The sequence below is a fragment of the Pseudoalteromonas sp. SWN29 genome, assembly GCF_015864465.1.
GTDB lineage: Bacteria > Pseudomonadota > Gammaproteobacteria > Enterobacterales > Alteromonadaceae > Pseudoalteromonas.
On record NZ_JADYXE010000024.1, the window covers coordinates 39,670 to 62,552 of the forward strand.

Below are 22,883 nucleotides of genomic sequence, written 5' to 3' on the forward strand. Positions count from 1 at the left end.
TATGGGAGCTGATGTGAATACTCATATAAAAGCTAATATAAAAGCTAATATAAAAGTTAAGCGAGATTTTACAGGTGTTGTGCTTGCTGGTGGTAAGTCATCAAGAATGGGCACAGACAAAGCCGATTTAGTTTTAAAAAATAAAACGCTATTGCAAAATGCGTGTGATTTATTAAAAGAGGTAGGCGCTAAAAACATATTGGTAAGCCGCAACGTTACAAATCCAGTCAAGTCATTGAACCATTATTCACCGAGTGATTATCCCTCAGAAAAGTACGTTAAAGATATATACCCAAATAGTGGACCCCTTGGCGGAATTTACTCAACATTAATAGCCACCGAGCACGATTTACTTATTACTGCGGTAGATATGCCTCTACTTACGAGGAGTTTGTTAAGCACAATAGTGCTGGCTTCTCAGTCAAATAACGTACAAAGTGTGAGCAATCAATTAAATCAGTCACAAATACATGCTTGGCACTTTGAAAATGAACCGCTACCGCTGTATATTCGTAATACAAGCAGTGTAAAAAATCATTTAAAACACATACTCACAAACGCAAACAGTCATAAATCAATAAAACAGTTTACCCAAAGCATTGGTGTGCAAACGCTTTTATGTAATAAAGCGCATGCATTAATAAACACCAATACACCGGCGCAATTTAAAGCTGTAAATGAGCATTTTGACCTAAGCATTAACCAATTGAGAAGAACATTATGAGCCACACAAGCGATACACAAATACCTTTAAACATTGCCGTACTTACAGTAAGCGACACGCGCGATGCGATTACCGATACTTCTGGTCATTACTTAATTAAAGCGCTAACTGAGGCGGGTCATCACTTAGCGGATAAAGAAATTGTAAAAGATGATGTTTACCAAATGCGCGCTATTGCATCGCAGTGGATAGCCGACGACACCATTCACGCTATTTTAGTGACTGGTGGTACAGGATTTACCGAACGTGATTCAACACCTGAGGCATTTGCGCCGCTGTTTGATAAAAGCGTAGACGGCTTTGGCGAGTTATTTAGACATATATCGTACGGTGAAATTGGTAACTCAACTATTCAATCACGTGCACTGGCAGGACTTGCTAACAACACGGTTATTTTTTGTATGCCAGGCTCTACAGGCGCATGTAAAACAGCGTGGACAGGCATTATAAAAGATCAACTTAACTCAATGCATAAACCGTGTAACTTTGCACCGCACATTACCATTGGTAAAAAGTGTGAATCGCGTGAGCAATAGTATGTTAAGCCACGTTGACGAAAACGGCCAAGCGAATATGGTTGATGTATCGCTCAAAGACGTAACCCTGCGCGATGCCTCAGCTGAAGCTTTTATTAGCATGAGTAAGCTTGCCTTTGAGCAAGTAATGCTTAATCAAAACAAAAAAGGCGATGTGTTAGGAGTGGCACGTATTGCGGGTATTCAAGGCGCTAAAAAGTGCGCCGATTTAATTCCGCTTTGTCATCCGCTTGCACTTACTAAAGTCGCTGTTGATTTTGAACTTGATGAAGCAAACAGCCAAATTAAAATAACCAGCTACTGCAAACTTGCCGGTAAAACCGGGGTCGAAATGGAAGCGCTAACGGCGGTATCTGTTGCTGCGCTTACTTTGTTTGATATGTGTAAAGCAGCCGACCCACTAATGGAAATTAGCGGCATGCGCGTTACTCAAAAAGCTGGGGGCAAAAATGGCAGTTGGCAACGCGATTAATCCAAACGATGCTATATCTAGCGCCGGAAAAGTAGAGTTATTGTTTTTTGGGCAACTAAAAGAGCGGTTAAAGTGCAGTAAATTAAGCCTTGAGATTACGCAGCCGCTTAGTATTTCAGAGCTTAAATTAAGATTAGTTAGCCAATACCCGCATTGGCAACCGTGGCTTGAAGAGCGTGAGCTACTTGCAGCGCTTAACCAAACTATGTCATCAAGCAACGAAATAGTGAAAGCAGGGGATGAGCTTGCCTTTTTCCCGCCGGTTACAGGTGGCTAATGAGCATACATATTCAAGTACAAACCGATGATTTTAATGTAGGTGACGAGCACAATACGCTTTGTAGTAATAATAAAAGCGATGGCGCTGTTGTCACCTTTACAGGATTGGTAAGAGAGTTCAGCAGTGGCGATAACGTTATTGCACTTGAGCTTGAGCACTACCCTGGTATGACCGAGCAACTTCTTCAATCTATTGCAGAGCAAGCACAAACTCGCTGGCAACTGGCGAGAATATGCATTATTCATCGCGTTGGTTACTTAGCACTTGGCGAGCAAATTGTATTTGTAGGCGTGACCAGCCGCCATCGACAAGCCGCGTTCGAAGGCGCACAATTTATAATGGATTATTTAAAAAACCACGCCACGTTTTGGAAAAAAGAACACTTTAAAGACTCATCTAATTGGGTTGAATTTAAACAAAGTGACAAACAAGCGCTGGGCAAGTGGCAAAAGTAGCCATAAATGTAATGTGTGAATAAAGATGCGTTCAAAATTTATCTCAAAAAGAGAGTCATTAGAGTCCGCTGCACTTTGGGTAGCGGCTCTATTAATTTTAGCTATTATGTTAGAGCTCATAACAGGCTGGTCGATAGGTGGAAAAAGCACTGCTGGTCACTCTATAAATATTGAGCCTGAACAGTTTTGGTTTGAAATAAAATTGCACTGCAGCTTAGTATTATGGTTTATTTTTAGATCTTTTTTTACTTTTCCATTTTTTAGGGCGCAGTACAATAGCTTGCTTAGCTTCAGAGAAAAATACAAAATCATATCAAATATTCTTTTTTATATACTTACTCCCATTTTTGTAGTGTTTCTAATTTTAACTTTATTATATATTAGCGACTTATAAAAATTGTTCAGTTTGTCATCAAGGATGAATGATGAAAATTTACACTCTCTTACTATTAGCTATTTTTTTACAACCGTTCTGTATTTACTTTGCTTTGTATGCCAAAGCAAAATATTCATCAGAAAATAAGCCAATTAATCAATTTGCGTTAGGTGTTACGCCAAGTCTTGCATATCTATCCGCAGAAGGTTTTTGGAATGCATTCGTTTTACTGTTTATTGTTACTGTAGTGTCACTTGTTTTATCATTGTTGCTAAATTTTAGGTATGTAATAGCTAGAAAAATAAATACTAGCGCTATCCTAACGTCAATAGTTTCATTTCTTTTGATAGCAGGTTTTTTCGACTGGTTAGTTGGTCACTTTATAGTTGAAAACGGTTATGAAAAATTTTGGCCTTCACTTTATTTTCTGAGGTTGATTTTTAGTGCTTTAATTATAAAGGTCATTGAAAGAAAACGAAAAATAAAAGATGGATTGAGTAATATGCTCGTGCTAGCTTTGTGCGTTGCTGCGTCAGTTATTCCTGCATTTGGGGATGCATTTATTTTATGTACACTTATTAATATATTTCTACTTATTCCTATAGGTGGCGCTATTGTAAGCAGTGACGTAGATAATACCTCAGCGGGTGGCATCGCCTTTTTTTATGGCTATGTATTTATTATGAGCTTACCTGTTAGTGTGCTGCTGTATTTAGTGTTGAGCTCTTCCTAATCGCTATAAAACGGAGGGTTTAGGTAGTAATATATTTTTAGGCTATTTAAAGTATTCATTAAAGGTTTTATATGAAAATTATCTCTACTAATATCTCTAAAATAAAAACCATTATATATAACGGCAAAGAGGTTAAAACCGGCATATTTAAAACCCCAACGAGTGAGCCTGTAGCGATTGAAAAGCTAAATGTTATAGGTGACGAACAAGCTGATTTAGTTAACCACGGCGGGGCGGATAAAGCAGTATATGCGTTTTCGCAAAATCATTATGAGTACTGGCAGAAGGCTCTTGAAAACGAGAACTTAAGTAGCGGCATATTTGGCGAAAACTTCACTATTTCTGACCTTGATGAAACGAATATACACATAGGTGACCATATTCGAATTGGTACTGCATTACTTGAAGTAAGCCAGCCGCGTGTGCCGTGTTTTAAATTGGCTATTGCGCTTGATAATAAACAAAGCCTAAAACTGTTTACTCAGTATTACCACACCGGTGTTTACTTTAGAGTGCTTGAGCAAGGCATTGCTAAAACAGGTGATGCGGTGACCATTGAGAAAAAAGCAACGCATAACATTTCAGTAAAAACGTTGTTTCAGGCGTTTTTTGATAAACAATACCCAGGTTATGAAAGCGTATTACTAGCAGCACTTGAACTACCCGAGCTTGCGCTTGAGTGGCAAATTAAGATTAAAAAGAAGCTCGCAATATAACGCCGTGTGAGTGCTGTTAAACTTTAGCTTTCCAATCACCTTCTTTTAAAAAATGTTGCTGTAAAAGGGTTAGTAAACTTTCAGTAACTGGGCCTGTAGGTTTACTTCTTGATACCACACAGCCTAAAGGCGTTAGCCAACCACCTTGCTCATGTACTACAGGAAGAGCAACAAGGTCACCTTGTTTAAGTTGTTGTTTTATTGCCAACTCAGGCACCAACGCCCAGCCCACATTTTGTGTTACCAAATCTATAAGTGTTTGATGAGTATTGGCGTACCAAACCTTAGCGCTTATAGCATAGCTAAACCATAACTCTGATTGATTGAGGCTACGGTGAGCACATTGCCTATGTGCTTTTAAGTCACTGCTATTTACTTTATTAAGTTTAGCAAGCGCATGTTGCGGTGACGCAATCGTTAAAAATCGAGCTTGGCCTAGCAAAAAAAAGTCCATATCTACCTTTAATTCACCATCACTATATATGATGCCTATTTGCGCTTTACCTGTTTTTATAAGTTCTTCTACATCAAACGTAGTAGCTGATATTAGCTCAAAGTTTGTAATAGGGTACTGCTGTGCAAGTGGGGCTATTATTTTTAAAATTCCGTGATTACTTATACTCTCGTCAATCGCAATTACTACGTCTTGCTCGTTGTTTTTAGCAAGAGACTCAACTTTTTGATCGAAATAAGTTTGTTGTTGCAGTATTGAATAAGCCACAGGTAGCAAGGTTTTTCCACTTTCTGTTAAAGTGGGGGTGTTTTTATTACGGTCAAACAATGTTTGATCTATTGCAATTTCAAGGTTCGAAATAGCTTGGCTAATACCCGACTGCGCACGCTTTAATTTTCGCCCGGTTGCTGAAAAAGAGCCGGTTTCTACTACGGTTACAAATATTTTTAGTTGCTCTAAGCTGTACATTTTATTCTACTTTATCTAGAACTATATACTCATCTTATCACTATTGGTGATAGTTGCTAACTTTTGTAACTAAATAAACCTGTCATTATCACTACACTTAAATATTAATAGATAAAAGAGGACATTATGACAGATAAAATGGGGGCAACAGAGCGAGTATTTCAGGCAGTTTTGTTTGAGATTTTAGCCGTATCGTTATCAATTTTAGGTTTAGCACTATTTACAGATCATGCAATTGGGGCTTTATCGGGCACTATGGTAATTGTTGCGACAATTGCTATGTGTTGGAACTTTATTTTCAACTGGTGCTTTGACAAAGTAGCTACCGGTGCAAAAGAGCAACGTTCTGTATTATTCCGTATTTTTCACGTGCTTTTATTTCAAGGCGGGTTACTTGTTTTTACTATTCCCGTGATGGCAATCATTTTAAAAGTAGGCTTATGGGAAGCATTAATAATGGATATTGGCGTAACTTTTTTTATAACCCTTTACGCTTTTACTTTTAACCTAGTGTACGACCACACACGAGCTTATATTTTTCATTCAAAAAATGTTGCATGTTAATACACTTTTTAAATATGCATGACTTAACAAAATTTTGTATTTAGCTGCTGGTGTATTTGCCAATACACCAGCATTTTTAGAAGCATTTATACTAACTGTGTCTGCTTTGTAGTGGCAAAAAAATAACAAAGAAGCTTTTATCAAAAATTGAGTGAAGCTAAATATGTACTGTTATTTAGCTTTGAATATTACAATTTTTAATGCTGTGATTAAATCCTATAAATAAAATCAAAATTTATAGGCTACCTAGTAAAAAAAAATAAATCTGCTATACCTAAGGTTATAAATACTATATTTAATATAGTGTTATGCATAAAAATAATAATTAGTAGCTAAAAATAGGTGTCGCACATGAATATCTCCAGAAAGTTGATGCTTATTGTCATTTTAACTGCAGCAGAAGTAAGTATTACTATTTATTCAGCTTTTGAAATAGCAAAGGGGGCTAAGTTTCACCAACTTAATTTTCTTCACTTAAAATATGCTCAGCAACTTACCAAGTCAGTTAAAAAAATAGAAAACGATATTCCCATTGATATAAACACTATCGAGTCAGATATATTGTTAATTAGACAACTACCCATTGAGTGTATTGACGAAATAAACCCATTAAATCTCGCCATTATGAAAGCTATTAACACAGATCAAACGCTAACAATCTGTCAAAACGATATTAAAATTGCAGATAAAGCTTTATTGTCAGTTGATCAATATAAAAAGGGTGAATTGAGCAGAGATGATTTTTTACTAAACCTAAATGTGTCACTTAATAGCTTTAATAAAAGTTCAGAGCTGTTTGAAGAACCAATCAGAAAAACAGTATCGTTTATACTGATGACGCTAATACCCCTTGTTTTGATCATATCTTTTTTCAATATTATTTTTATAACGTATCTTTCTCGCACTATATCCAGCTCTATTCGAAATCTAACCCTGCTTTTATCTAGTAAACCCGAAAGCAATATTAATCTAGATGATGAACTTGAAATAAAAACGTCGGGTGAATTAAAAGCATTAGTGATAGCGGCGAGGCAGCGTATTAAAAATGATCTTTTAAATATTGAAAACAGTATTGAACTCAAAGAAATTATAAACAGCCAAACGGCTTCTCTGCAGCAAGCAAATGATGAACTTGCTCAGTTTGCTTACCGGGCATCTCATGACCTAAAATCACCCCTGTCAGGGGCTAAATCTCTAGCTCATTTTGTTATTGAAGATATAAAAGCGGGAGACACAGAGGAGGCGAGTCAAAATGCGCTGATTATTTATCAACAAATGGAAAAGTTAGAAACACTTGTTGTTGATATCTTACTGTTAGCGAAAGCTGAAATTGGTAATGAAGATAGAAACATAATTGACTTTAACCAGTTAATTGTTGATATGAAAGAGCGACTTACTTGGCTCATGCAAGATAACCCTTGTACGCTTAAAACAACTATTAATTTATCTGTACCAATAAAATCCGAAAAAGCACGTTTTGCTCAAATTATCGAAAACTTGATATCTAACGGGCTTAAATATTACGACAGAAATAAAGATGCACCTTTTGTTCACTGTGATATTTTTAACGAACAGGATAATTTTATTATTATTGTTACAGATAACGGGATTGGAATACCACAAAAGCATCAAAGTGAAGTGTTTGATATGTTCAAACGATTTCATGCAGACACGAGCAGTGGCTCTGGTTTAGGTATGGCGCTGGTTAAAAAACATATTGAATATTTAAATGGTGAAATATCGCTGCAAAGTTCTGCTGAAGGTACAGCGTTTAAAATAATAATACCAATGGATAAGCTAACATGACAAAAATTAAACCCCCAATATTAATTGTCGATGACAATGAAGTAGATCGCTACATTCTTAAAAGACTAATAAAGGAAGCCGAATTAGAGCTTACAATTTTTGAAAAAAAAGATGGTCAAGAAGCATTAGAGTTTTTAGAGAATTATGAAGCTAACAGAAAAGCATACCCTGATGGATTTCCTCCCATACTTATATTTTTAGACATTAATATGCCAAGAGTTAATGGGATCCAATTTTTAGAGGAATTTTCTAAACTAAGAAAGATGATAGAAATCAGCTCATGCGTGGTTATGATGTTTAGCTCATCTGAAAGAGAAGAAGAAAAAAAGATAATAATGTCACACGATTTTGTTAAAGGTTACCTTGTAAAAGGCACCTTTCAAGCGGCAGATTTGAAAGAGAAAATATTGGCTGTCATCGGGCAGCATTTAAACGAAAATAGCTGATTTGTATGAGCTTTAAAAATTCTAAAGTTCATTTTTAAAGCTCCACTATATAGCTGATATATTACCATTTCATATACTAACTTATTTGTTTTGTGTAGGTATTTAGTAACACATTAATTTCGTCTGCGGGTATTGGTTTTGAAAATAGAAAACCCTGCAGGTAGTCTATGTTTAGTTTTTTACATAGTTGATGCTGGGTTTGAGTTTCGACACCTTCTGCCACTACAGAAAAATCTAATTTTTTAAGCATCAAAGATAAGCTCTCGATTACTTTTAATCGCTTATTATTTTCGCCATCTAACGACTGCATGCTTTTGTCTAATTTCACTATATCAATAGGGTAGGATATTAGGTGCGATATAGATGAGTAGCCCATACCAAAGTCGTCCAAGGCAATCCTAAACCCTTTGTCAGATAAAGAAGTTAATATATCAATCACTTCTTTACTGTTTTCCATAAAAGCGGTCTCTGTTATTTCAAGAATAATGCTACTGGTTTTTAAATTGTATTTTTCGACTGTTTTTAATAAATATGTTTCTAAAGTTTCTTTTTGTAGTTGTATAGGTGAAATGTTGATAGATAGAGTTAACGGCGTTTCATAGCTTTGCTGCCACGCAGATAATTGCTCTAATGCAGTCGCAATTATCCATTTACCAAGGGGCTCTATTAAGCGACACTCTTCAGCAATAGGAATAAATTCATCAGGGGTGTAAGTAACTTCTGTATTTGGCCAACGGATCAATGCTTCAACCCCCGTCATCATTTGTGTTTTTGCACAGTAAACAGGTTGATAAAATAATCTAAAGTTTTCTTCTTCTACGTGTTCTTTTATTCTATTTTGAATATCAACGCGGCGGCTAAATTCATATTGATATTGTTCTTTATAGAAGCTAATTCTGCTTTTACCACTTTGCTTAGATCGATACATTGCAATATCAGCACATTTGAGCAATTCATGTGATTCAGTCGCATCATTAGGGTATAAAGCACTTCCTATACTAACACTACAATTTAAAGTTCTACCTTCATGTAAAAAGGGCTTAGACACTTCAGCTAAAATTCTATTTGCTATCATACCTATTTGATTAATATTACAAATTCCGCCTATTATAACTGCAAACTCATCACCTCCTAATCGAGCAAACCCTTCGTTTTGTCTTAGGCAGCTATTAATTCTTTGCACGGTTTGTATTAAAATTTCGTCGCCGACACTATGCCCAAGCGTATCATTTATATTTTTGAAGTTATCTAAATCTAAAGCAAGTAAAGCAACGCAGTTTTTAGCACGTTTATTATTGGCTATCATTACTTTTAGTATTTCTTCAAAATGATACCGGTTAGATAAACCCGTAAGCTGATCCCTCTCAGCCATATGCTTTACAGCAAGATAACTGTTGTGCATACGTTGTTCTGCTTCAAAACGTTTTTTGGCATATATAAGGGCTTTATTTAAACTGCTTCCTGTTATATCTCCTTTAGGTAAAAAGTCTTGAGCGCCTGCTTCTATACACTCAATAGCTAAGGTTGAGTTTTCTGAGGAGCTGATCATAATAATTGCGGTGTTACCGAGTTTAGGCTTTGAGCGCATTTCAACTAGCATTTCAATGCCGTCTTCTTTAGGCATATTATAATCGAGTAAAATTATGTCAAAGTGGTTGTTTTCAATTGCTTTTAATCCTTCACAAACGCACGTTACCTCGGTTATATCATGATGGTGAGAGCCATCTGAAGTAAGCATTTTTTTAATTAATTTGCGATCAACTAAGTCATCATCAACAATTAAGATATTCATACGTTCCTTCTAAAAGCAGCTAAATTTTGCTCGTTTATAATTGATAATTTCATAGTTAAACTTTGGGCCAAAAAATAGTAAATGTACTGCCAAGCTTTCCATCGGAGGCTACTTCAATTTTGCCCCCATAATTAATAATGAGCTTATTAGCAATACAGAGTCCAATGCCGCTCCCTTCAACGTCATCTCGAGATTGTAATGTCTGAAATAACTTAAATATGAGTAAAAAATATTTAGGGTCAATCCCTGGGCCATTATCTTTTATTTCAATAATGTAATAATGAGCAGAGGGTAGAAGTGATATATCAATAACCAGGTGCTCTTTATTATTATGCTTTATTGCGTTACTTATAAGGTGTTGAAAAACAGTTTTAAAAGGGAGTAGCGGTATATCGAGCAGTTTGTTGTTAGCATTTATATGTACAGTTACAGTTTGTGGAATTTCTAGAATTTGTGCTACATCATGGTAAATACTTTCTAAAGATATGTTTGCACGAGTTGAATCGCAGCTATTTATTCTTGAGTAGTTTAGTAAATCCTCGAGCAGTGTTTGCATTCTATTGGCACGGCTGAGTACAAGCTGAAAGTTTTCTTGGTGCTCCTGCGGGAGTAAATCTTTGCAATCATCATAAACCCACTCTAATAAACGTTTTATAGCATTTAATGGTGACTTGAGATCATGTGAAGCAATACTGGTAAATTCATCAAGTTCATCGCTCATTTTTTGTAATTTTTTAATTAGGCGATCTTTTTCAGTTTCGTCTTTTTTTAGCTCGCAAATTGTTGAGTGAAACTTAGCACTGTTTAATTTATCTAATGAATTTTTACGTTGGACTAACTGATTTACAAAGTTTTTTTGTAAACTATTTAAGATTGATTTTTCTTTTTCTGTAAGTAGTGAATTACTTGATCGGTCAAATATAAACCACCCAAATTTAAGGTTTGAGGGCAAAATAATAGGTGATACCACTCTAAATATTTTAGGATCATGTTCGATAATCGATTCATTAAAAATGTCATCAGATAGTTGCTCTTTAGCGACTGTTATTTTTGAACCGGATTTATATAGCTCAATAATACGTTCAGGGAGGTTAGCAACAATAGAAAATGCGGTGGCATCAAAAATAGTTAAAATTAGCTCAGCAATACTCTCTAAGTTTTTTTGAATGCCATTATCAACAGGCGTAATTAATTGCTGCTCATCAATTAATGATATATCTGCGATATAACTCTCTACATTGGGCATTCAAAATCCTACAACACTATTAAATAAATACGCCTCAACAAAATGAGATGTAACAAATGATTAACTTATTGTAGTTGATTATTTTGAATGCGTTGAATAATTTGCATTATAAATTGACTCCACATAAGAGCCTTACCTTATTGTAGTCAGTAGGTTATGAATCTTTTTTTTAAATACAGAGAAGGCTTAAGCTAGGCGAGCAACTTATAACTGAGTAAATAAGCACTAAGCGGGGTGGTGTTCTTATCAAAACCAATAAGAACACCACTTTTAATCGCTCATTTGTACTATTGTTTGCGCTACGCTAAATAAGGTTTTATGCGTATCCATTGCTTGTTTTTGTAGCTGTTTATGGGCTTGCTCTTCAGTGAGCTTTAACTGCTCAATAAGTATATATTTGGCTTGGTGAATTACCTTTTGCTCACTAATTACTTTTTTAGCGTCAAGTAACGCTTGGTTTATTTGTTTTATATGCTGGCTTTGCTCGATAATTAAATCGTACATACTTTTATTACTATTGAGCTTATCGGCCGCTATATTTTGGCTTACTTCTGGCTCTGGTTGCTTAATGGCTAATTGCCCAAAAGTTGGGGCTATGTGTTGCTCTGCCATATTGTTAAGCACTTGCTTGTTTGTATTTAAGCTACGTTGAGCGCAGGCTATTTGCATTGCAGCGGTATCAATTAACTGATCTGCTATGTTTTGCTCAATTTTGTGCATTATATCTATGCGCGTAGTGGTTACTTCGTACCATACTTCGCTCAGTTGTGAGAGCGGTTGAGCATTCTCGTCATCGAGTTTTTGCAGTAAACTTCTAAGTTGCTCCACCTGATTATTAACCTGATGCGTTGTTAGTGTGGCAAAGCATTTTAAAAGGTGCTCATCGGCGTATTCATTAAAAAATTCAAAGCTGTGGTTTTGTTCTTGTACAAAGTGCGCGAGCTGCTGTTTTTGCTCAGTGGTAAATTTACTTGCTGCAAATGCTTGTGCACCACAGGCACGCTCTTGTCCTGCGTACTCTTTACCTTGCATAAAATTGAAAAATGCGACTAACAAACGCGTTATTTTAGGATCGCTTGCGCCATCTGCTGCCTCTAAAATAATATTGAGTAAACTAGCAATTAACTGCGTGAACGACTGCGTAGCATGTACTGCACTAATGTTTTGTTGTGCTATTTGCTTGCGCAATACCGGTAATGCATCGAGTGCTTGTAAGCTGTAGGTAATTAAATTAAATAACCGAGTATGGCCCGTATCGGCGTTGTCGTTTATAAATGTTTGTTTAAGAGAATCATAAAATGCAGTTTGTGCGCTGTTGCTTAAAGGGATTTGTTCTTGTAATTGGGTTTTAAATCGCTCTCGATTTGAGGCCAAAAATATATTACTCATTGCGCGTTCTTTTTGTAACTGATGTACAAAATCGCCTAACTTAGTGAGCGAGGAACAACTGTTTTGTAATTGCTTTAGCGCGTGTATTTCTTGATATTTAGCAGCTAATAAAAACTGTTTTGTGAGAGGATTGTTTGTCGCCATTGATATTATTCCACACTTTTTTGTTTTTAAAGTGCAACCACTGTTCCAATCATTAATAAATTTCATCATTGAATTTAAAATCAAGCTAATACAATTGCTTAAAGTGTTATTTTTGTTTGTCACTGTGTTTCTATAATTTAACTTACCATTACTTTTAACTTATTTGGTGCATTAAAGCATGTTATTGCACACAACTTGAACCTAAATTAAAAACAAAAAAAGCGCCTACTCCTGGGGAGGTAGTAAGCGCGAAAAGTGCATTATTCATTTTGTATCATGCGTTAACATTCATACTGTTTAATAACTCAGGGCTAATTGCCATTTTATGATTTATCACTTCACCAATCATAATTAGGGTAGGGCCTTGAAGGTTGTGTTTAGCATGCTCATTTACTATCAGTTCAAGCGTACTGGTAATTACCTTTTGCTTAGTAGTAGTGGCATTTTCGATTAGTGCAATGGGTGTATTACTTGGCCAGCCCACTGATTGTAAACCGTTGCTTAGCGTTTGTAAGCGCGAAAGCCCCATATAAACCACTAAAGTGGGGTTGTTGTTTCCAGGCATAAATGCGTAATTTTTCCAATGAGGCTGCTTGTTAGGATCGGCAAACTGCGCCGTTAAAAACGTAACACTGCGCGCTACGTCTCTTGCTGTAAGCGGAATACCCGTATAAGCGGAAGTAGCACAAGCCGTTGTAACACCTGGCACAATAGCAAAATTAATATTATGCTTGGTAAGTGCATCAGCTTCTTCGTTAATACGTGCAAATATACTCGGATCGCCGCCTTTTAAACGCACTACGTTTAAGCCCTGTTGCGCGTATTTAACCAGTAGTTCGCAAATGTTAGCTTGGGTCATCGAATGCTTACCCGCACGTTTACCTACAAATACACGCTGCGCTTTTTTAGGCAGTGTTTTTAATAAATCATCGCTTACTAACCAATCGTATAAAACAACATCGGCGGTATTAATTAAACGCTGCGCTTTTACCGTAATTAGCTCTGCGTCTCCTGGGCCCGCACCAATTATATAAACGTTGCCGCTTTTAGCACTGCGACTATTTGAGCTTGTTAGTTTATTAACAAGCTTATTTAGCCACACGTTTTCAATACCCGAAAAATAAGACAGTACACTCATAATATTCCCCTAAGCCACAGCCGTTGTAACTTTTGGTTCAGAGCTTATAAATACACTGCCGTCTTCAATTTTTGCATTAAAAACCGGTAAGTGTATTGCTTCTGCTTCTAAACATTCACCTGTTTCTAGGCAAAAGTGCTGCTTATATAAAGGCGATGCGACCACTAATTTATTATCGATAGAGCCAATAATGCCACGCGATAATACATTCGCTTTACCAATAGGGTCGTAGTTGCTAATAGCAAACACAGCCGTTGGGTTTTGTGGAATATAAAAAATAGCAACTTGCTGATTATTAACTAATGCGCACACGCCGCTATTAGCCACTAGGTTATCGATTGTTCCAATATTATGCCAAGACATCAGCTTGCTCCTCTTCAACTTCCATTACTGGAATACGGTTTTGTGTATTACGTTGCTCACGTTTTTCGGCTTCTGTTGCAGGGCGAATTTGGTTACGCTCTTGCACAAACAAAATGTTGTCGTCGGTTTCGGGGCTATTAACAAACTGGCGGAATCGTTTGGCTGCATCTGGGCTTTCAATTGCTTTTTTCCACTCACATGCATAGGTTTGTGTAATTAATTCCATTTGCGCTTCTAGCTCGTCGCAAATGCCTAAGCTGTCGTCAATGACTACGCTTTTAAGGTAGTCTAAACCGCCTTCAAGATTTTCCATCCATACCGACGTACGTTGTAATTTGTCAGCTGTTTTAATGTAAAACATAATCACGCGGTCAATGTATTTAATCAGTGTTGGCGTGTCTAAATCGGTCGCAAATAAATCAGCATGGCGAGGGCGCATACCGCCATTACCACACACGTATAAGTTCCAGCCGTTTTCGGTAGCTATAATGCCAATATCTTTACTTTGTGCTTCGGCGCATTCGCGGGTACAACCCGATACCGCCATTTTAAATTTATGCGGTGCACGTAATCCTTTGTAGCGGTTTTCAATTTCGATTGCGTGTCCAACGCTGTCTTGCACACCATAACGACACCACGTACTACCCACACACGATTTAACTGTTCTAAGAGACTTACCATAGGCATGACCGGTCTCAAATCCGGCTTCTATAAGTCGCTCCCAAATAACAGGAAGCTCTTCTAAGCGTGCACCAAATAAATCAATACGCTGACCGCCAGTGACTTTGCAGTACAGGTTAAAATCTTTTGCTACTTGTCCAATTACAATGAGTTTGTCGGGCGTTATTTCGCCGCCAGCAATACGCGGTACCACAGAGTACGAACCATCTTTTTGCATATTTGCTAGGTACGTATCGTTAGTGTCTTGCAGGCCAACATGGGCGGGTTCTAAAATGAAGTCGTTCCATGTTGAGGCTAAAATAGAGCCAATGGCAGGTTTACATATTTCACAGCCATGACCGCTGCCGTGTTTAGTTAGTAAGTCATCAAAGCTTTTAATGCTTTCTACTTTTACCATGTGCAGTAGTTCTTGGCGTGAATACGCAAAGTGCTCACATACATGGTTGTTAACTTCAACTCCACGGCTCGCTAATTCGTTATCAACAACAGATTTCAATAACGCTGCACAACCGCCACAACCGCTTGCTGCTTTAGTGCATGATTTTACCGATGCTAAATCGCATGAGCCGCCATCAATTGCACCTACAATGTCGCCTTTACTCACATTGTGACACGAACAAATAGTGGCTGTGTCGGGTAGGGCACTGCCAGATAACGACGGCGCGCCACCGCTGTCTGGCAAAATTAAGCACTCAGGATTTTCGGGTAAGTTCATGTCGTTAAGCATGTACTGTAATAAAGTATCGTAATCGCTGGTATCGCCAACAAGTACAGCGCCCAGTAATTTATCGCCTTTTTCACTTAGTATGATTTTTTTATAACAGCCGCGAATAGCGTCTTGGTATATAAGTTCTTTACAGTCTGGCGTTTTGGCATGAGCGTCGCCAATTGAGCCTACTTCTACGCCTAATAACTTAAGTTTTGTGCTCATATCAGCACCTAAAAACTCAAGCTCGCCACCACTTAATTGGCTCGCTGCAACGCGTGCCATGTTGTAACCCGGTGCAACTAAGCCAAATAGTTTTTTGTCCCACAGGGCACATTCGCCAATGGCTAAAATATCAGGATCAGATGTTTGGCATTGGTTATTAATAATAATACCGCCGCGCTCACCCAGTTCTAAGTCGGCAATTTTACCGAGTTGGTCGTACGGGCGAATACCGGCAGAGAATAAAATTAGGTCTGTTTCTAAAAATGTTTCGTCTGAAAAATTTAATCTAAAGCGGCTCGTTTCACCTTTTACTATTTCGCTGGTCGCTTTTGATGTATGTACCGTAACGCCAAGTTTTTCTATTTTATTTTTTAGTAGCGTACCGCCTTGTCCATCAAGCTGGACAGCCATAAGCTGCGGCGCAAATTCAACTACGTGGGTATCAAGCCCTAGTTGCTTAATCGCGTTTGCGGCTTCAAGCCCCAACAAACCACCACCAATAACAACACCGCTTTTACTTACTGCAGCACTGGCTTTTATTTGTTCTAAATCCTCTAATGTGCGATACACCAAGCAATGGGGTTGGTCGTTACCTTTTATAGGCGGCACAAACGGAAACGAACCGGTTGCAAGTATAAGTTTGTCGTACGGGTATTGTTCACCTGTTAGCGTGGTAACTACCTTTGCAGTTCTATCAATGCCTTCAACCCACTGGCTTGTATGCACATTAATATTGAGTGTTTTGTAGTTGTCGTGGGTGGTAAGTGCTAAATCGGCAGCTGTTTTGCCATCAAATACACTTGATAAGTACACGCGATCGTATGCAAGATTTGCTTCTCCGCAAAGTACAGTAATGTCTGCGTTGGCATCGCTTTGGCGCATTTGCTCAACAAAGTGGTGTCCGACCATACCATTACCAATAATGAGTATTTTTTGCGAGGTTTGCATAGGGCATTCCTTAAAGTGACGGTTTAAATACAATTAACAAAAAAGCCCGCCACAAATACGCATTATGCATAACTGTGTGCGGGCTTCTTTGCCGATGGTTGCTAATAGCTAGTGTGCTCACAACCTAAATTTTTGCCGTAAGTAAAACGGGCTTGTTAATAAAATGTTTGCAAAAACACAGCCAGTTTTATAACTTATTGTTTAAAAGGAATTTAATGTGTTTTTAGAGTGAGGATAAAACCAGTTTTGTTATATGTTGGTGCGCGCCTGGCACTAATAGGGTGCAAGTATTGTCATCTATTGTCATTATTTTGTGCATTATCAGTCAATAAAACACCCATTATCATTTATTGTGTATTGAGTTAAATTTAACCCATAAAATACGCACACAAATTACGAGCGAAATGACTAACACAAACTCAATAGATGCTTCACCTTTTCATGAAGGCGAGCTGGCAATACAAGACAAACTCGGTAAACGAGAAATAATGGCAACATTTGGCAAACGTGCTGTGCGCTCGTTTATGCCAGAGCAGCATCAAGCATTTTTTGAGCAGTTACCGTTTGTGGTTGCAGGCAGTGTTGATGAAAACGCAGATGTGTGGGTATCTATTGTTTCGGGGCAGTCAGGCTTTTTAAGCGCCCCAACTCCTACGTCGTTATTAATGACCCATGCGGTTGATAAAAACGACCCTCTACATAACACGTTAAAAATTGCCGGCTCGCCAATTGGTTTATTAGGCATTGAGCTAAGCACGCGTAGGCGTAACCGTTTAAATGTGCGTGTAGGTGAGGTAATTAGCGATAATAAGGTGAGTTTTAGTGTTGATCAATCCTTTGGTAATTGTCCGCAGTATATTCAAACGCGCGACTTAACGTTTAATAGAGATCCCTTACTTAAAAGTAATACGGTACAAAAAGTTGAATTTAATACACTTGATAACGCAGCAGTTGCGTTAATTGACACCACAGATACATTTTTTGTTTCAAGCTTTATAACCACAAAAAACAATCCAAAAATTGAAGGTGTTGATGTTTCTCACCGTGGGGGAATGCCAGGTTTTGTAAAGCGCGAAGGTAATACATTAACGATTCCTGATTACGCAGGTAACAATTTTTTTAATACCATGGGTAACTTTTTATTAAACCCAAAAGCAGGTTTGTTATTTCCTGATTTTGACACGGGTAATGTATTAATGCTTACCGGCAGCGTTGAAATTTTATGGGACGGGCATCCAGAGCTTAAAGATTTTATTGGTGCAGACCGAGGCTGGAAATTTACCGTTACTAAAGGAATGTGGCTTAAAAACTTACTTCCTTTTACTGCTAAATTTGATGCTTATTCACCTAACACTAAAATGACGGGCACGTGGCTTGAGGCTGATAAAAACAAGCAAGCTGAAAATCTCAAACATACTTGGCAGCCGTTAAAAGTGGCTAAAATAATTAAAGAGAGTGATGTAATTACCTCTTTTTATTTAGAGGGCTATAACAATACAATCTTGTTACCGTTTAAAGCTGGGCAGCATTTAACCGTACAAATACCAAGTAAAAATAGTAGTAATAACAGTAATAGCAAACCTGTTATTAGAACCTACACGGTTTCATCAAGCCCTCATGAACTATTTTATCGGTTATCGATTAAAAAAGAGCTAAATGGCGAGGTGTCTAACTACTTTCATAATAACGTAAAAGTAGGGAGCGTTATTTTAGCTAAATACCCACAAGGGCAGTTTTTTATTGACTCAACCAGTACCAAACCTGCGGTACTCATTGGTGGCGGAATAGGTATTACACCTATGATCTCAATGGCTAAACACATTGCCAATGAAGGGCTAAGAACCCACTATACACGCCCTTTGCATATTTTTCACAGTGCTAAAAATGCCCAACAGCGTGCGTTTTATAACGAGCTAAAAACACTTGCAGATACGAGCAGCGGCGCAATTGATTACTACTCACTTTTATCGCAGCCAGAGCTTAGTGAAAAACAAGGCGATGGCTTTAACGTAAAAGATGAGAGCTTTAATTTAAAAGACGAAAGCTTTGATTTAAAAGGGCGAATAAATGCTGATGTGTTTAGGTATTATTTACCGCTTGATGATTACGAGTTCTTTTTATGCGGACCTGCTGCGTTTATGCAACACGTATATAACGAGCTGTTATTGCTCGGTGTGCAGGATAAAAACATATTTGCTGAAGCATTTGGACCCTCCAGTATTAAGCGAAAAGTACTTAACAAAAGTGAAGCGCCTAATAAAAGCAACGAGGTTAGCGTTGAAGAAGCAGACAACACCGTAATTAAATTTAGTAAATCGGGCTTTGAACAACGCTGGAATAAAGGCGACAACACGATACTTAATGTAGCCGAAGCTCATGGCTTAGAACCTGAGTTTGGCTGTCGAAACGGCAGCTGCGGCAGTTGCGCCGTAAAAATAAACGCAGGCGCCGTAGTTTATCGCAATAACGTAAGCTACCCAATAGAAGCAGGGCAGGCGCTAATTTGCTGCGCCGTACCTGCTAAAGGCGTTGAAGAGCTGGATTTAGAGCTTTAGTGTTTTATATGGACTATACATTCAATTAAGTTGCGAATTTCAAAGTCCACATGAACTGACTAAGATGATTAGTTGTAATGCTTTTAAATTAGTGGCTTGTAGTTTTTGAAGTTTAATTTATTTTTGGCATGTGCTGTTTACTTCATCCATTAAACAAAAATGTTTTGATAATCCATCGATATCTGGATAAATGTATTTAAAATTAATTCCTAGCCTATCTAGCGATTTTAAAATAATGGATTTACTTTCTCTGGGGATAATCCACTCATGCAATGTATCTTTTTTTGTGGGAGGAAAAATACTATTTTTAATTACTGAATCACTGGATGGATGATATGTGAAGTTTCCAAGTTGAGCTCTTATTCTATCTGCAATAGGTGGTGGTTGATATGCTACTACATCATCGTAATCTATGAACTTTTTCATCTCAGGTTCATTTACATACCAAGTAGGAAAGTAAGCCGTCAATTTAGCATCTTTATTTAATTCGCCAGAACAAGCGAAAAAAGCAGCCACCAATATATTAGAAGACCAATCTAAAAACTTTGTTGGAAAACCATGATGTTGAGCTATTGCCATACATTCAAATTCATTTTGAAAGTTTAACTCTTGAAAACGACTGGCTTGTTTAATCCACATTTTATATTTAAATTCGAAATTACTTAAATGAGGCTCTCTGTAAGCTTTAGGTACTAGTTCCCAAGAGGAGTCTGCTTGGCCTCTATAAAACCAACCACCACACCAATCATCAGAAGGCAGCCTCTCAGACAATTCCAAAAGCTCTGTGACTGAATTAATATAATTCATAATAATGTATCCATTTATAGATAAGTTTATTGTTAATATAAAACGCTTAGTTTTTTATCAGATAGCATTCCCTCATATTTACACCTTATTAATAGCAAATAGCGAAATCTATTACCAATAATAAATATTATCACTGAATCTCAAATATCACTTAAACAAACACAAAAAAGAGGCTAAATAGCCTCTTTCCAAACAGTATTTAAAACTTAAAAAACTAAGCCAGTAAACCTGCTTTTGTTTCAGGCATTGCTATAAAGCCGTCAAGTTTACGAACGTTGCTTAACCATCTTAAAATATTAGGGTATTCACTAAGAGATACGCCGCCCTCTGGTGCGTGTGCTATGTACGAAAAGTTGGCAATGTCGGCAATAGTTGGCTGAGTGCCTACTAAGTATTCACGGTTTTGTAAATACGCATCCATTGTTTTAAATAATGTATGGGCGATGTTTATCGCGTTTTTATGATCAAGCTGCGCGCCAAACACAGTAACTAAACGCGCTGCAGCAGGGCCTGAAGCCACAAGCCCCGCAGCAACACTCAACCAGCGCTGAATTTGCGTTTGAACAGTTACGTCTTCAGGGTACCAGGTTCTGTTAGCATCAAATTTTTGCGCTAAGTAAACTAAAATAGCGTTTGAATCGTTAATAACGTCATCGTTATTTTTAAGTACCGGTACTTGTCCAAAAATATTCATTTCTAGAAATTCAGCTTGCTTTTGTGCGCCGTTTTGTAGTGCAACATCAACCATATTTACATCAAGATTTAAAAGTGACGTAAATAGCTCTGCACGGTGTGAATGACCAGATAAAGTAAAACGGTATAGTGTTAGGTTGCTCATGGGTTGTCCTGTTTTTAATTTTGAATAGTGATTTTTAGTAACGCTATTCTTTCACTATTGTCAGTTTTGAAAAACCGAGCTAGCAAGGAATTAATGTCAATGCTATATTGACAATCATGGATACTATTATTGGCATTAAAACAATCATCGCGGTTGTTGAAACAGGCTCTTTTACAGCCGCAGGCGACAGACTAGGGCTTTCAAAGGCGCTGGTCAGTAAATACGTGGGCATTGTAGAGCAAGACCTAGGGGTTAGATTATTTAACCGCTCCACGCGCAGAATTTCGATTACCGAAGCGGGGCAAAGTTACTACGCAAGCGTAGTGCCTGTAATTGAAAGCTACAGCGAAATGCTCGATAACTTATCGGGTCAAACAGCGCTTGCTAGCGGCAAGCTTCGGGTAAGCGCACCGGTGTCGTTTGGTGAATCAAACCTAGCGCCGTTAATGCCTGAGTTATTGAGTCGCTATCCCGATTTAAGTATTGATTTAGTGCTTTCTGACAAAACAATTGATTTGCTAGAAGAGGGTGTTGATTTAGCAATAAGAATTGGCAGTGTGTCTGACTCTAATTTAATTGCGCGGCAAATTACCAGTTACCCTTTAATTTTATGTGCATCAGCCGAATATATTCAGCGTTTTGGCGCACCTACAAGTGTTGGCGAGCTTGAGCAACACGCCACAGTGATTGATAGCAACTTTAAAATAGGTCGCCATTGGCCTCTAGTTTCACCAAGTGGTGAGGCATTAACGGCAAGCGTAAACTCGCGTGTTTCGGTTAATAATCCACAAGCTGTAAAAGAGGTGGTTGTAGCGGGTGGCGGTATTGGCTTAATCCCTGAAATAGTGGTGAGAGACGATATTGCATCGGGTAAGCTTGTGCAGGTTATGCGGGATTATAAAACATTTGAGTTTGGTTTATTTGCTATTTATCCGCATAGAAAATTTGTGGCTCAAAAGGTGACGTCGTTTATTCAGTTTTTATTCGAAAAGTTTGAAGTTAAAAAATAAAGCGACTCTCAACCTTACTTTAAAGCTAAAATTAAAGTTAAAACCTAAGCTTAGCCAAAAACAAAAAGCCTAAAATCAGTTAAGTGATTTTAGGCTTTTTGGTGTGGGCTATTAAATTTATTTTTAAAACAGTTACTTACTTAAAAGTGACCTTTACTTCAAAATAACCACAGGCACATCGCTGTTTTCGAGCATTTTAAGGGTGTTGCTGCCTACAAAAAACTGCCTTAGCTTAGAGTGCCCAAACGCACCCATTACAATTAGTTCTACATTATTTTGCTCTTTGTATTGCATTAACGAGTCAAAAATATTGCCCTCTAAAAAGCTTGCTGACACTTTAAAACCCATACTGGTGAGTGTGTATTGCGCGTTAATAAACTTTTCTTCAAGGTCTTCTTCGTTGTTTTTAATACTCACTAAATGACAATGTAAGCCGTGTAATAAACCGCCATCAATCACTTGTTGTAGCGCTTTATCGGCTGTTTCGCGGCCATCGTACGCAATCATAAATGACGTAGGTTGTTTAAACGTTTCAGGAACAAGCAAAATAGGTTGGGTTGCATTGCGTATTAGGGTTTCTATATGTGAGCCAAGTACCGCTAAACTATTACTATGTCCAGTGCCATTTTGGCCAATAACAATAAGGCGAGTGTCGTCTTTAAAGTCGATAACGGTATCGAGCAAATCACCGTGGCGCTTAATTAACTCAAAATTAGTAATGCCTGCCGATTTAGCATGCTCACTTACTGAGTTTAATAATTCGTCAGCCATTTTTAAACTTACTTTGCAGCGCTGCTCGTCAAGGGCTACCATTTCACTAAGCAGCGAAGAATGCGCGCCAATCCCAATGCTGCCAGAGTAGTTGCCGATATTAGTTTGCTGGGCTTTTTCAAGCGTATACACAAAACTAATGGGTTTATTTAGCTTTTTTGAAGCCCAAATAGCGGCTTCGGTTACATTTTTAGTGATGGCTGAGCCATCAACACAGGTAATTATTTTAGTCATTACATT

The 22,883-nt window shown here is 37.7% G+C and carries 23 protein-coding genes; 13 read left to right on the forward strand and 10 right to left on the reverse strand.

What is annotated here, in order from left to right:
- The first annotated feature begins 1 nt into the window (after nt 1).
- The 8 genes from I6F53_RS10875 to I6F53_RS10910 all read left to right on the forward strand — a co-directional run bounded on the left by I6F53_RS10875 (nt 2) and on the right by I6F53_RS10910 (nt 4,292).
- Entirely contained in the window at nt 2–724 is a 723-nt protein-coding gene (locus I6F53_RS10875; RefSeq protein WP_197140209.1) for a molybdenum cofactor guanylyltransferase, read from the forward strand.
- Nucleotides 721–1,260 carry a molybdenum cofactor biosynthesis protein B gene (moaB, locus tag I6F53_RS10880; RefSeq protein WP_024609783.1) on the forward strand — a complete coding sequence of 180 codons (540 nt, stop codon included), beginning with the start codon at nt 721–723 and terminating at the stop codon, nt 1,258–1,260. Before I6F53_RS10875 ends, moaB begins: the two co-directional genes overlap by 4 nt.
- Nucleotide 1,261: 1 nt before the next feature.
- On the forward strand, nt 1,262–1,732 hold the full coding sequence (gene moaC, locus I6F53_RS10885; protein ID WP_024593775.1) for a cyclic pyranopterin monophosphate synthase MoaC: 471 nt from the start codon (nt 1,262–1,264) through the stop codon (nt 1,730–1,732).
- A complete protein-coding gene (locus tag I6F53_RS10890) occupies nt 1,710–2,009 on the forward strand; it encodes a MoaD/ThiS family protein (RefSeq protein ID WP_197140211.1) in 300 nt (99 codons plus the stop codon). Before moaC ends, I6F53_RS10890 begins: the two co-directional genes overlap by 23 nt.
- Complete coding sequence (moaE, locus tag I6F53_RS10895; protein WP_182779952.1) at nt 2,009–2,467, forward strand: molybdopterin synthase catalytic subunit MoaE; 459 nt, start codon at nt 2,009–2,011, stop codon at nt 2,465–2,467. The genes I6F53_RS10890 and moaE overlap by 1 nt, the downstream gene beginning before the upstream one ends.
- 25 nt (nt 2,468–2,492) lie before the next feature.
- Nucleotides 2,493–2,861 carry a hypothetical protein gene (locus tag I6F53_RS10900; protein WP_166420737.1) on the forward strand — a complete coding sequence of 123 codons (369 nt, stop codon included), beginning with the start codon at nt 2,493–2,495 and terminating at the stop codon, nt 2,859–2,861.
- A gap of 31 nt (nt 2,862–2,892) precedes the next feature.
- Nucleotides 2,893–3,576: a hypothetical protein gene (locus I6F53_RS10905; protein WP_197239548.1), complete on the forward strand. Its 684-nt coding sequence runs from the start codon at nt 2,893–2,895 to the stop codon at nt 3,574–3,576.
- Nucleotides 3,577–3,647: 71 nt separating this feature from the next.
- Nucleotides 3,648–4,292, forward strand: a complete 645-nt coding sequence (locus tag I6F53_RS10910; RefSeq protein WP_197239549.1) for an MOSC domain-containing protein — start codon at nt 3,648–3,650, stop codon at nt 4,290–4,292.
- A gap of 16 nt (nt 4,293–4,308) precedes the next feature.
- Here I6F53_RS10910 and I6F53_RS10915 read toward each other — a convergent pair whose 3' ends face one another.
- Nucleotides 4,309–5,214, reverse strand: coding sequence for a LysR family transcriptional regulator (locus I6F53_RS10915; RefSeq protein ID WP_197239550.1), 906 nt, complete (start codon nt 5,212–5,214; stop codon nt 4,309–4,311).
- Nucleotides 5,215–5,340: 126 nt separating this feature from the next.
- Between I6F53_RS10915 and I6F53_RS10920 the strand changes: the two genes are divergently transcribed.
- The 3 genes from I6F53_RS10920 to I6F53_RS10930 all read left to right on the forward strand — a co-directional run bounded on the left by I6F53_RS10920 (nt 5,341) and on the right by I6F53_RS10930 (nt 8,030).
- The gene (locus I6F53_RS10920; protein ID WP_197239551.1) at nt 5,341–5,778 is read left to right on the forward strand and encodes a PACE efflux transporter; all 438 of its coding nucleotides are present in this window, start codon (nt 5,341–5,343) and stop codon (nt 5,776–5,778) included.
- 351 nt (nt 5,779–6,129) lie between these two features.
- A complete protein-coding gene (locus tag I6F53_RS10925) occupies nt 6,130–7,584 on the forward strand; it encodes a sensor histidine kinase (protein WP_197239552.1) in 1,455 nt (484 codons plus the stop codon).
- Nucleotides 7,581–8,030 carry a response regulator gene (locus tag I6F53_RS10930; RefSeq protein WP_197239553.1) on the forward strand — a complete coding sequence of 150 codons (450 nt, stop codon included), beginning with the start codon at nt 7,581–7,583 and terminating at the stop codon, nt 8,028–8,030. The genes I6F53_RS10925 and I6F53_RS10930 overlap by 4 nt, the downstream gene beginning before the upstream one ends.
- Before the next feature lie 76 nt (nt 8,031–8,106).
- On the opposite strand, the gene I6F53_RS10935 is transcribed toward I6F53_RS10930, so the two are convergent.
- From I6F53_RS10935 to nirB, 6 genes are all read right to left on the reverse strand, one after another.
- A complete protein-coding gene (locus I6F53_RS10935; protein ID WP_197239554.1) occupies nt 8,107–9,822 on the reverse strand; it encodes a two-component system response regulator in 1,716 nt (571 codons plus the stop codon).
- A gap of 55 nt (nt 9,823–9,877) precedes the next feature.
- A complete protein-coding gene (locus I6F53_RS10940; RefSeq protein WP_197239556.1) occupies nt 9,878–11,068 on the reverse strand; it encodes a sensor histidine kinase in 1,191 nt (396 codons plus the stop codon).
- A gap of 270 nt (nt 11,069–11,338) precedes the next feature.
- Nucleotides 11,339–12,601, reverse strand: coding sequence for a nitrate- and nitrite sensing domain-containing protein (locus I6F53_RS10945; RefSeq protein ID WP_197239557.1), 1,263 nt, complete (start codon nt 12,599–12,601; stop codon nt 11,339–11,341).
- 274 nt (nt 12,602–12,875) lie between these two features.
- Nucleotides 12,876–13,739, reverse strand: a complete 864-nt coding sequence (cobA, locus tag I6F53_RS10950) for a uroporphyrinogen-III C-methyltransferase (protein WP_197239558.1) — start codon at nt 13,737–13,739, stop codon at nt 12,876–12,878.
- Nucleotides 13,740–13,748: 9 nt separating this feature from the next.
- Nucleotides 13,749–14,102: a nitrite reductase small subunit NirD gene (gene nirD, locus I6F53_RS10955; RefSeq protein ID WP_002959861.1), complete on the reverse strand. Its 354-nt coding sequence runs from the start codon at nt 14,100–14,102 to the stop codon at nt 13,749–13,751.
- Nucleotides 14,089–16,662: a nitrite reductase large subunit NirB gene (nirB, locus tag I6F53_RS10960; protein WP_197239560.1), complete on the reverse strand. Its 2,574-nt coding sequence runs from the start codon at nt 16,660–16,662 to the stop codon at nt 14,089–14,091. Before nirB ends, nirD begins: the two co-directional genes overlap by 14 nt.
- Nucleotides 16,663–17,066: 404 nt before the next feature.
- On the opposite strand from nirB, the gene I6F53_RS10965 reads away from it, so the two are divergent.
- The gene (locus tag I6F53_RS10965) at nt 17,067–19,217 is read left to right on the forward strand and encodes a 2Fe-2S iron-sulfur cluster-binding protein (protein ID WP_197239561.1); all 2,151 of its coding nucleotides are present in this window, start codon (nt 17,067–17,069) and stop codon (nt 19,215–19,217) included.
- A gap of 117 nt (nt 19,218–19,334) precedes the next feature.
- Here the strand turns inward: I6F53_RS10965 and I6F53_RS10970 are convergent, their stop codons facing one another.
- Nucleotides 19,335–20,024, reverse strand: coding sequence for an FRG domain-containing protein (locus I6F53_RS10970; protein ID WP_197239562.1), 690 nt, complete (start codon nt 20,022–20,024; stop codon nt 19,335–19,337).
- A 214-nt stretch (nt 20,025–20,238) separates the two neighbouring features.
- Nucleotides 20,239–20,862, reverse strand: a complete 624-nt coding sequence (locus I6F53_RS10975; RefSeq protein ID WP_197239563.1) for a glutathione S-transferase — start codon at nt 20,860–20,862, stop codon at nt 20,239–20,241.
- Between the two features lie 116 nt (nt 20,863–20,978).
- Here I6F53_RS10975 and I6F53_RS10980 point away from each other — a divergent pair, with 116 nt between their 5' ends.
- Nucleotides 20,979–21,872 carry a LysR family transcriptional regulator gene (locus tag I6F53_RS10980; RefSeq protein ID WP_197159515.1) on the forward strand — a complete coding sequence of 298 codons (894 nt, stop codon included), beginning with the start codon at nt 20,979–20,981 and terminating at the stop codon, nt 21,870–21,872.
- A gap of 153 nt (nt 21,873–22,025) precedes the next feature.
- Here the strand turns inward: I6F53_RS10980 and I6F53_RS10985 are convergent, their stop codons facing one another.
- On the reverse strand, nt 22,026–22,877 hold the full coding sequence (locus I6F53_RS10985; protein WP_197239564.1) for a universal stress protein: 852 nt from the start codon (nt 22,875–22,877) through the stop codon (nt 22,026–22,028).
- Nucleotides 22,878–22,883 lie beyond the last annotated feature (6 nt).

Excerpts from the sequence above, each read along its gene's own strand:
- I6F53_RS10905 (WP_197239548.1), top strand. The coding sequence starts at position 2,893 with ATGAAAATTTACACTCTCTTACTATTAGCTATTTTTTTACAACCGTTC.
- nirB (WP_197239560.1), bottom strand. The coding sequence starts at position 16,662 with ATGCAAACCTCGCAAAAAATACTCATTATTGGTAATGGTATGGTCGGA.
- moaE (WP_182779952.1), top strand. The coding sequence starts at position 2,009 with ATGAGCATACATATTCAAGTACAAACCGATGATTTTAATGTAGGTGAC.
- I6F53_RS10940 (WP_197239556.1), bottom strand. The coding sequence starts at position 11,068 with ATGCCCAATGTAGAGAGTTATATCGCAGATATATCATTAATTGATGAG.
- I6F53_RS10965 (WP_197239561.1), top strand. The coding sequence starts at position 17,067 with ATGACTAACACAAACTCAATAGATGCTTCACCTTTTCATGAAGGCGAG.
- I6F53_RS10935 (WP_197239554.1), bottom strand. The coding sequence starts at position 9,822 with ATGAATATCTTAATTGTTGATGATGACTTAGTTGATCGCAAATTAATT.
- I6F53_RS10930 (WP_197239553.1), top strand. The coding sequence starts at position 7,581 with ATGACAAAAATTAAACCCCCAATATTAATTGTCGATGACAATGAAGTA.
- I6F53_RS10920 (WP_197239551.1), top strand. The coding sequence starts at position 5,341 with ATGACAGATAAAATGGGGGCAACAGAGCGAGTATTTCAGGCAGTTTTG.
- I6F53_RS10875 (WP_197140209.1), top strand. The coding sequence starts at position 2 with ATGGGAGCTGATGTGAATACTCATATAAAAGCTAATATAAAAGCTAAT.
- I6F53_RS10925 (WP_197239552.1), top strand. The coding sequence starts at position 6,130 with ATGAATATCTCCAGAAAGTTGATGCTTATTGTCATTTTAACTGCAGCA.
- nirD (WP_002959861.1), bottom strand. The coding sequence starts at position 14,102 with ATGTCTTGGCATAATATTGGAACAATCGATAACCTAGTGGCTAATAGC.
- I6F53_RS10900 (WP_166420737.1), top strand. The coding sequence starts at position 2,493 with ATGCGTTCAAAATTTATCTCAAAAAGAGAGTCATTAGAGTCCGCTGCA.
- I6F53_RS10980 (WP_197159515.1), top strand. The coding sequence starts at position 20,979 with ATGGATACTATTATTGGCATTAAAACAATCATCGCGGTTGTTGAAACA.
- I6F53_RS10970 (WP_197239562.1), bottom strand. The coding sequence starts at position 20,024 with ATGAATTATATTAATTCAGTCACAGAGCTTTTGGAATTGTCTGAGAGG.
- I6F53_RS10975 (WP_197239563.1), bottom strand. The coding sequence starts at position 20,862 with ATGAGCAACCTAACACTATACCGTTTTACTTTATCTGGTCATTCACAC.
- I6F53_RS10915 (WP_197239550.1), bottom strand. The coding sequence starts at position 5,214 with ATGTACAGCTTAGAGCAACTAAAAATATTTGTAACCGTAGTAGAAACC.
- moaC (WP_024593775.1), top strand. The coding sequence starts at position 1,262 with ATGTTAAGCCACGTTGACGAAAACGGCCAAGCGAATATGGTTGATGTA.
- I6F53_RS10910 (WP_197239549.1), top strand. The coding sequence starts at position 3,648 with ATGAAAATTATCTCTACTAATATCTCTAAAATAAAAACCATTATATAT.
- I6F53_RS10985 (WP_197239564.1), bottom strand. The coding sequence starts at position 22,877 with ATGACTAAAATAATTACCTGTGTTGATGGCTCAGCCATCACTAAAAAT.
- cobA (WP_197239558.1), bottom strand. The coding sequence starts at position 13,739 with ATGAGTGTACTGTCTTATTTTTCGGGTATTGAAAACGTGTGGCTAAAT.
- moaB (WP_024609783.1), top strand. The coding sequence starts at position 721 with ATGAGCCACACAAGCGATACACAAATACCTTTAAACATTGCCGTACTT.
- I6F53_RS10945 (WP_197239557.1), bottom strand. The coding sequence starts at position 12,601 with ATGGCGACAAACAATCCTCTCACAAAACAGTTTTTATTAGCTGCTAAA.
- I6F53_RS10890 (WP_197140211.1), top strand. The coding sequence starts at position 1,710 with ATGGCAGTTGGCAACGCGATTAATCCAAACGATGCTATATCTAGCGCC.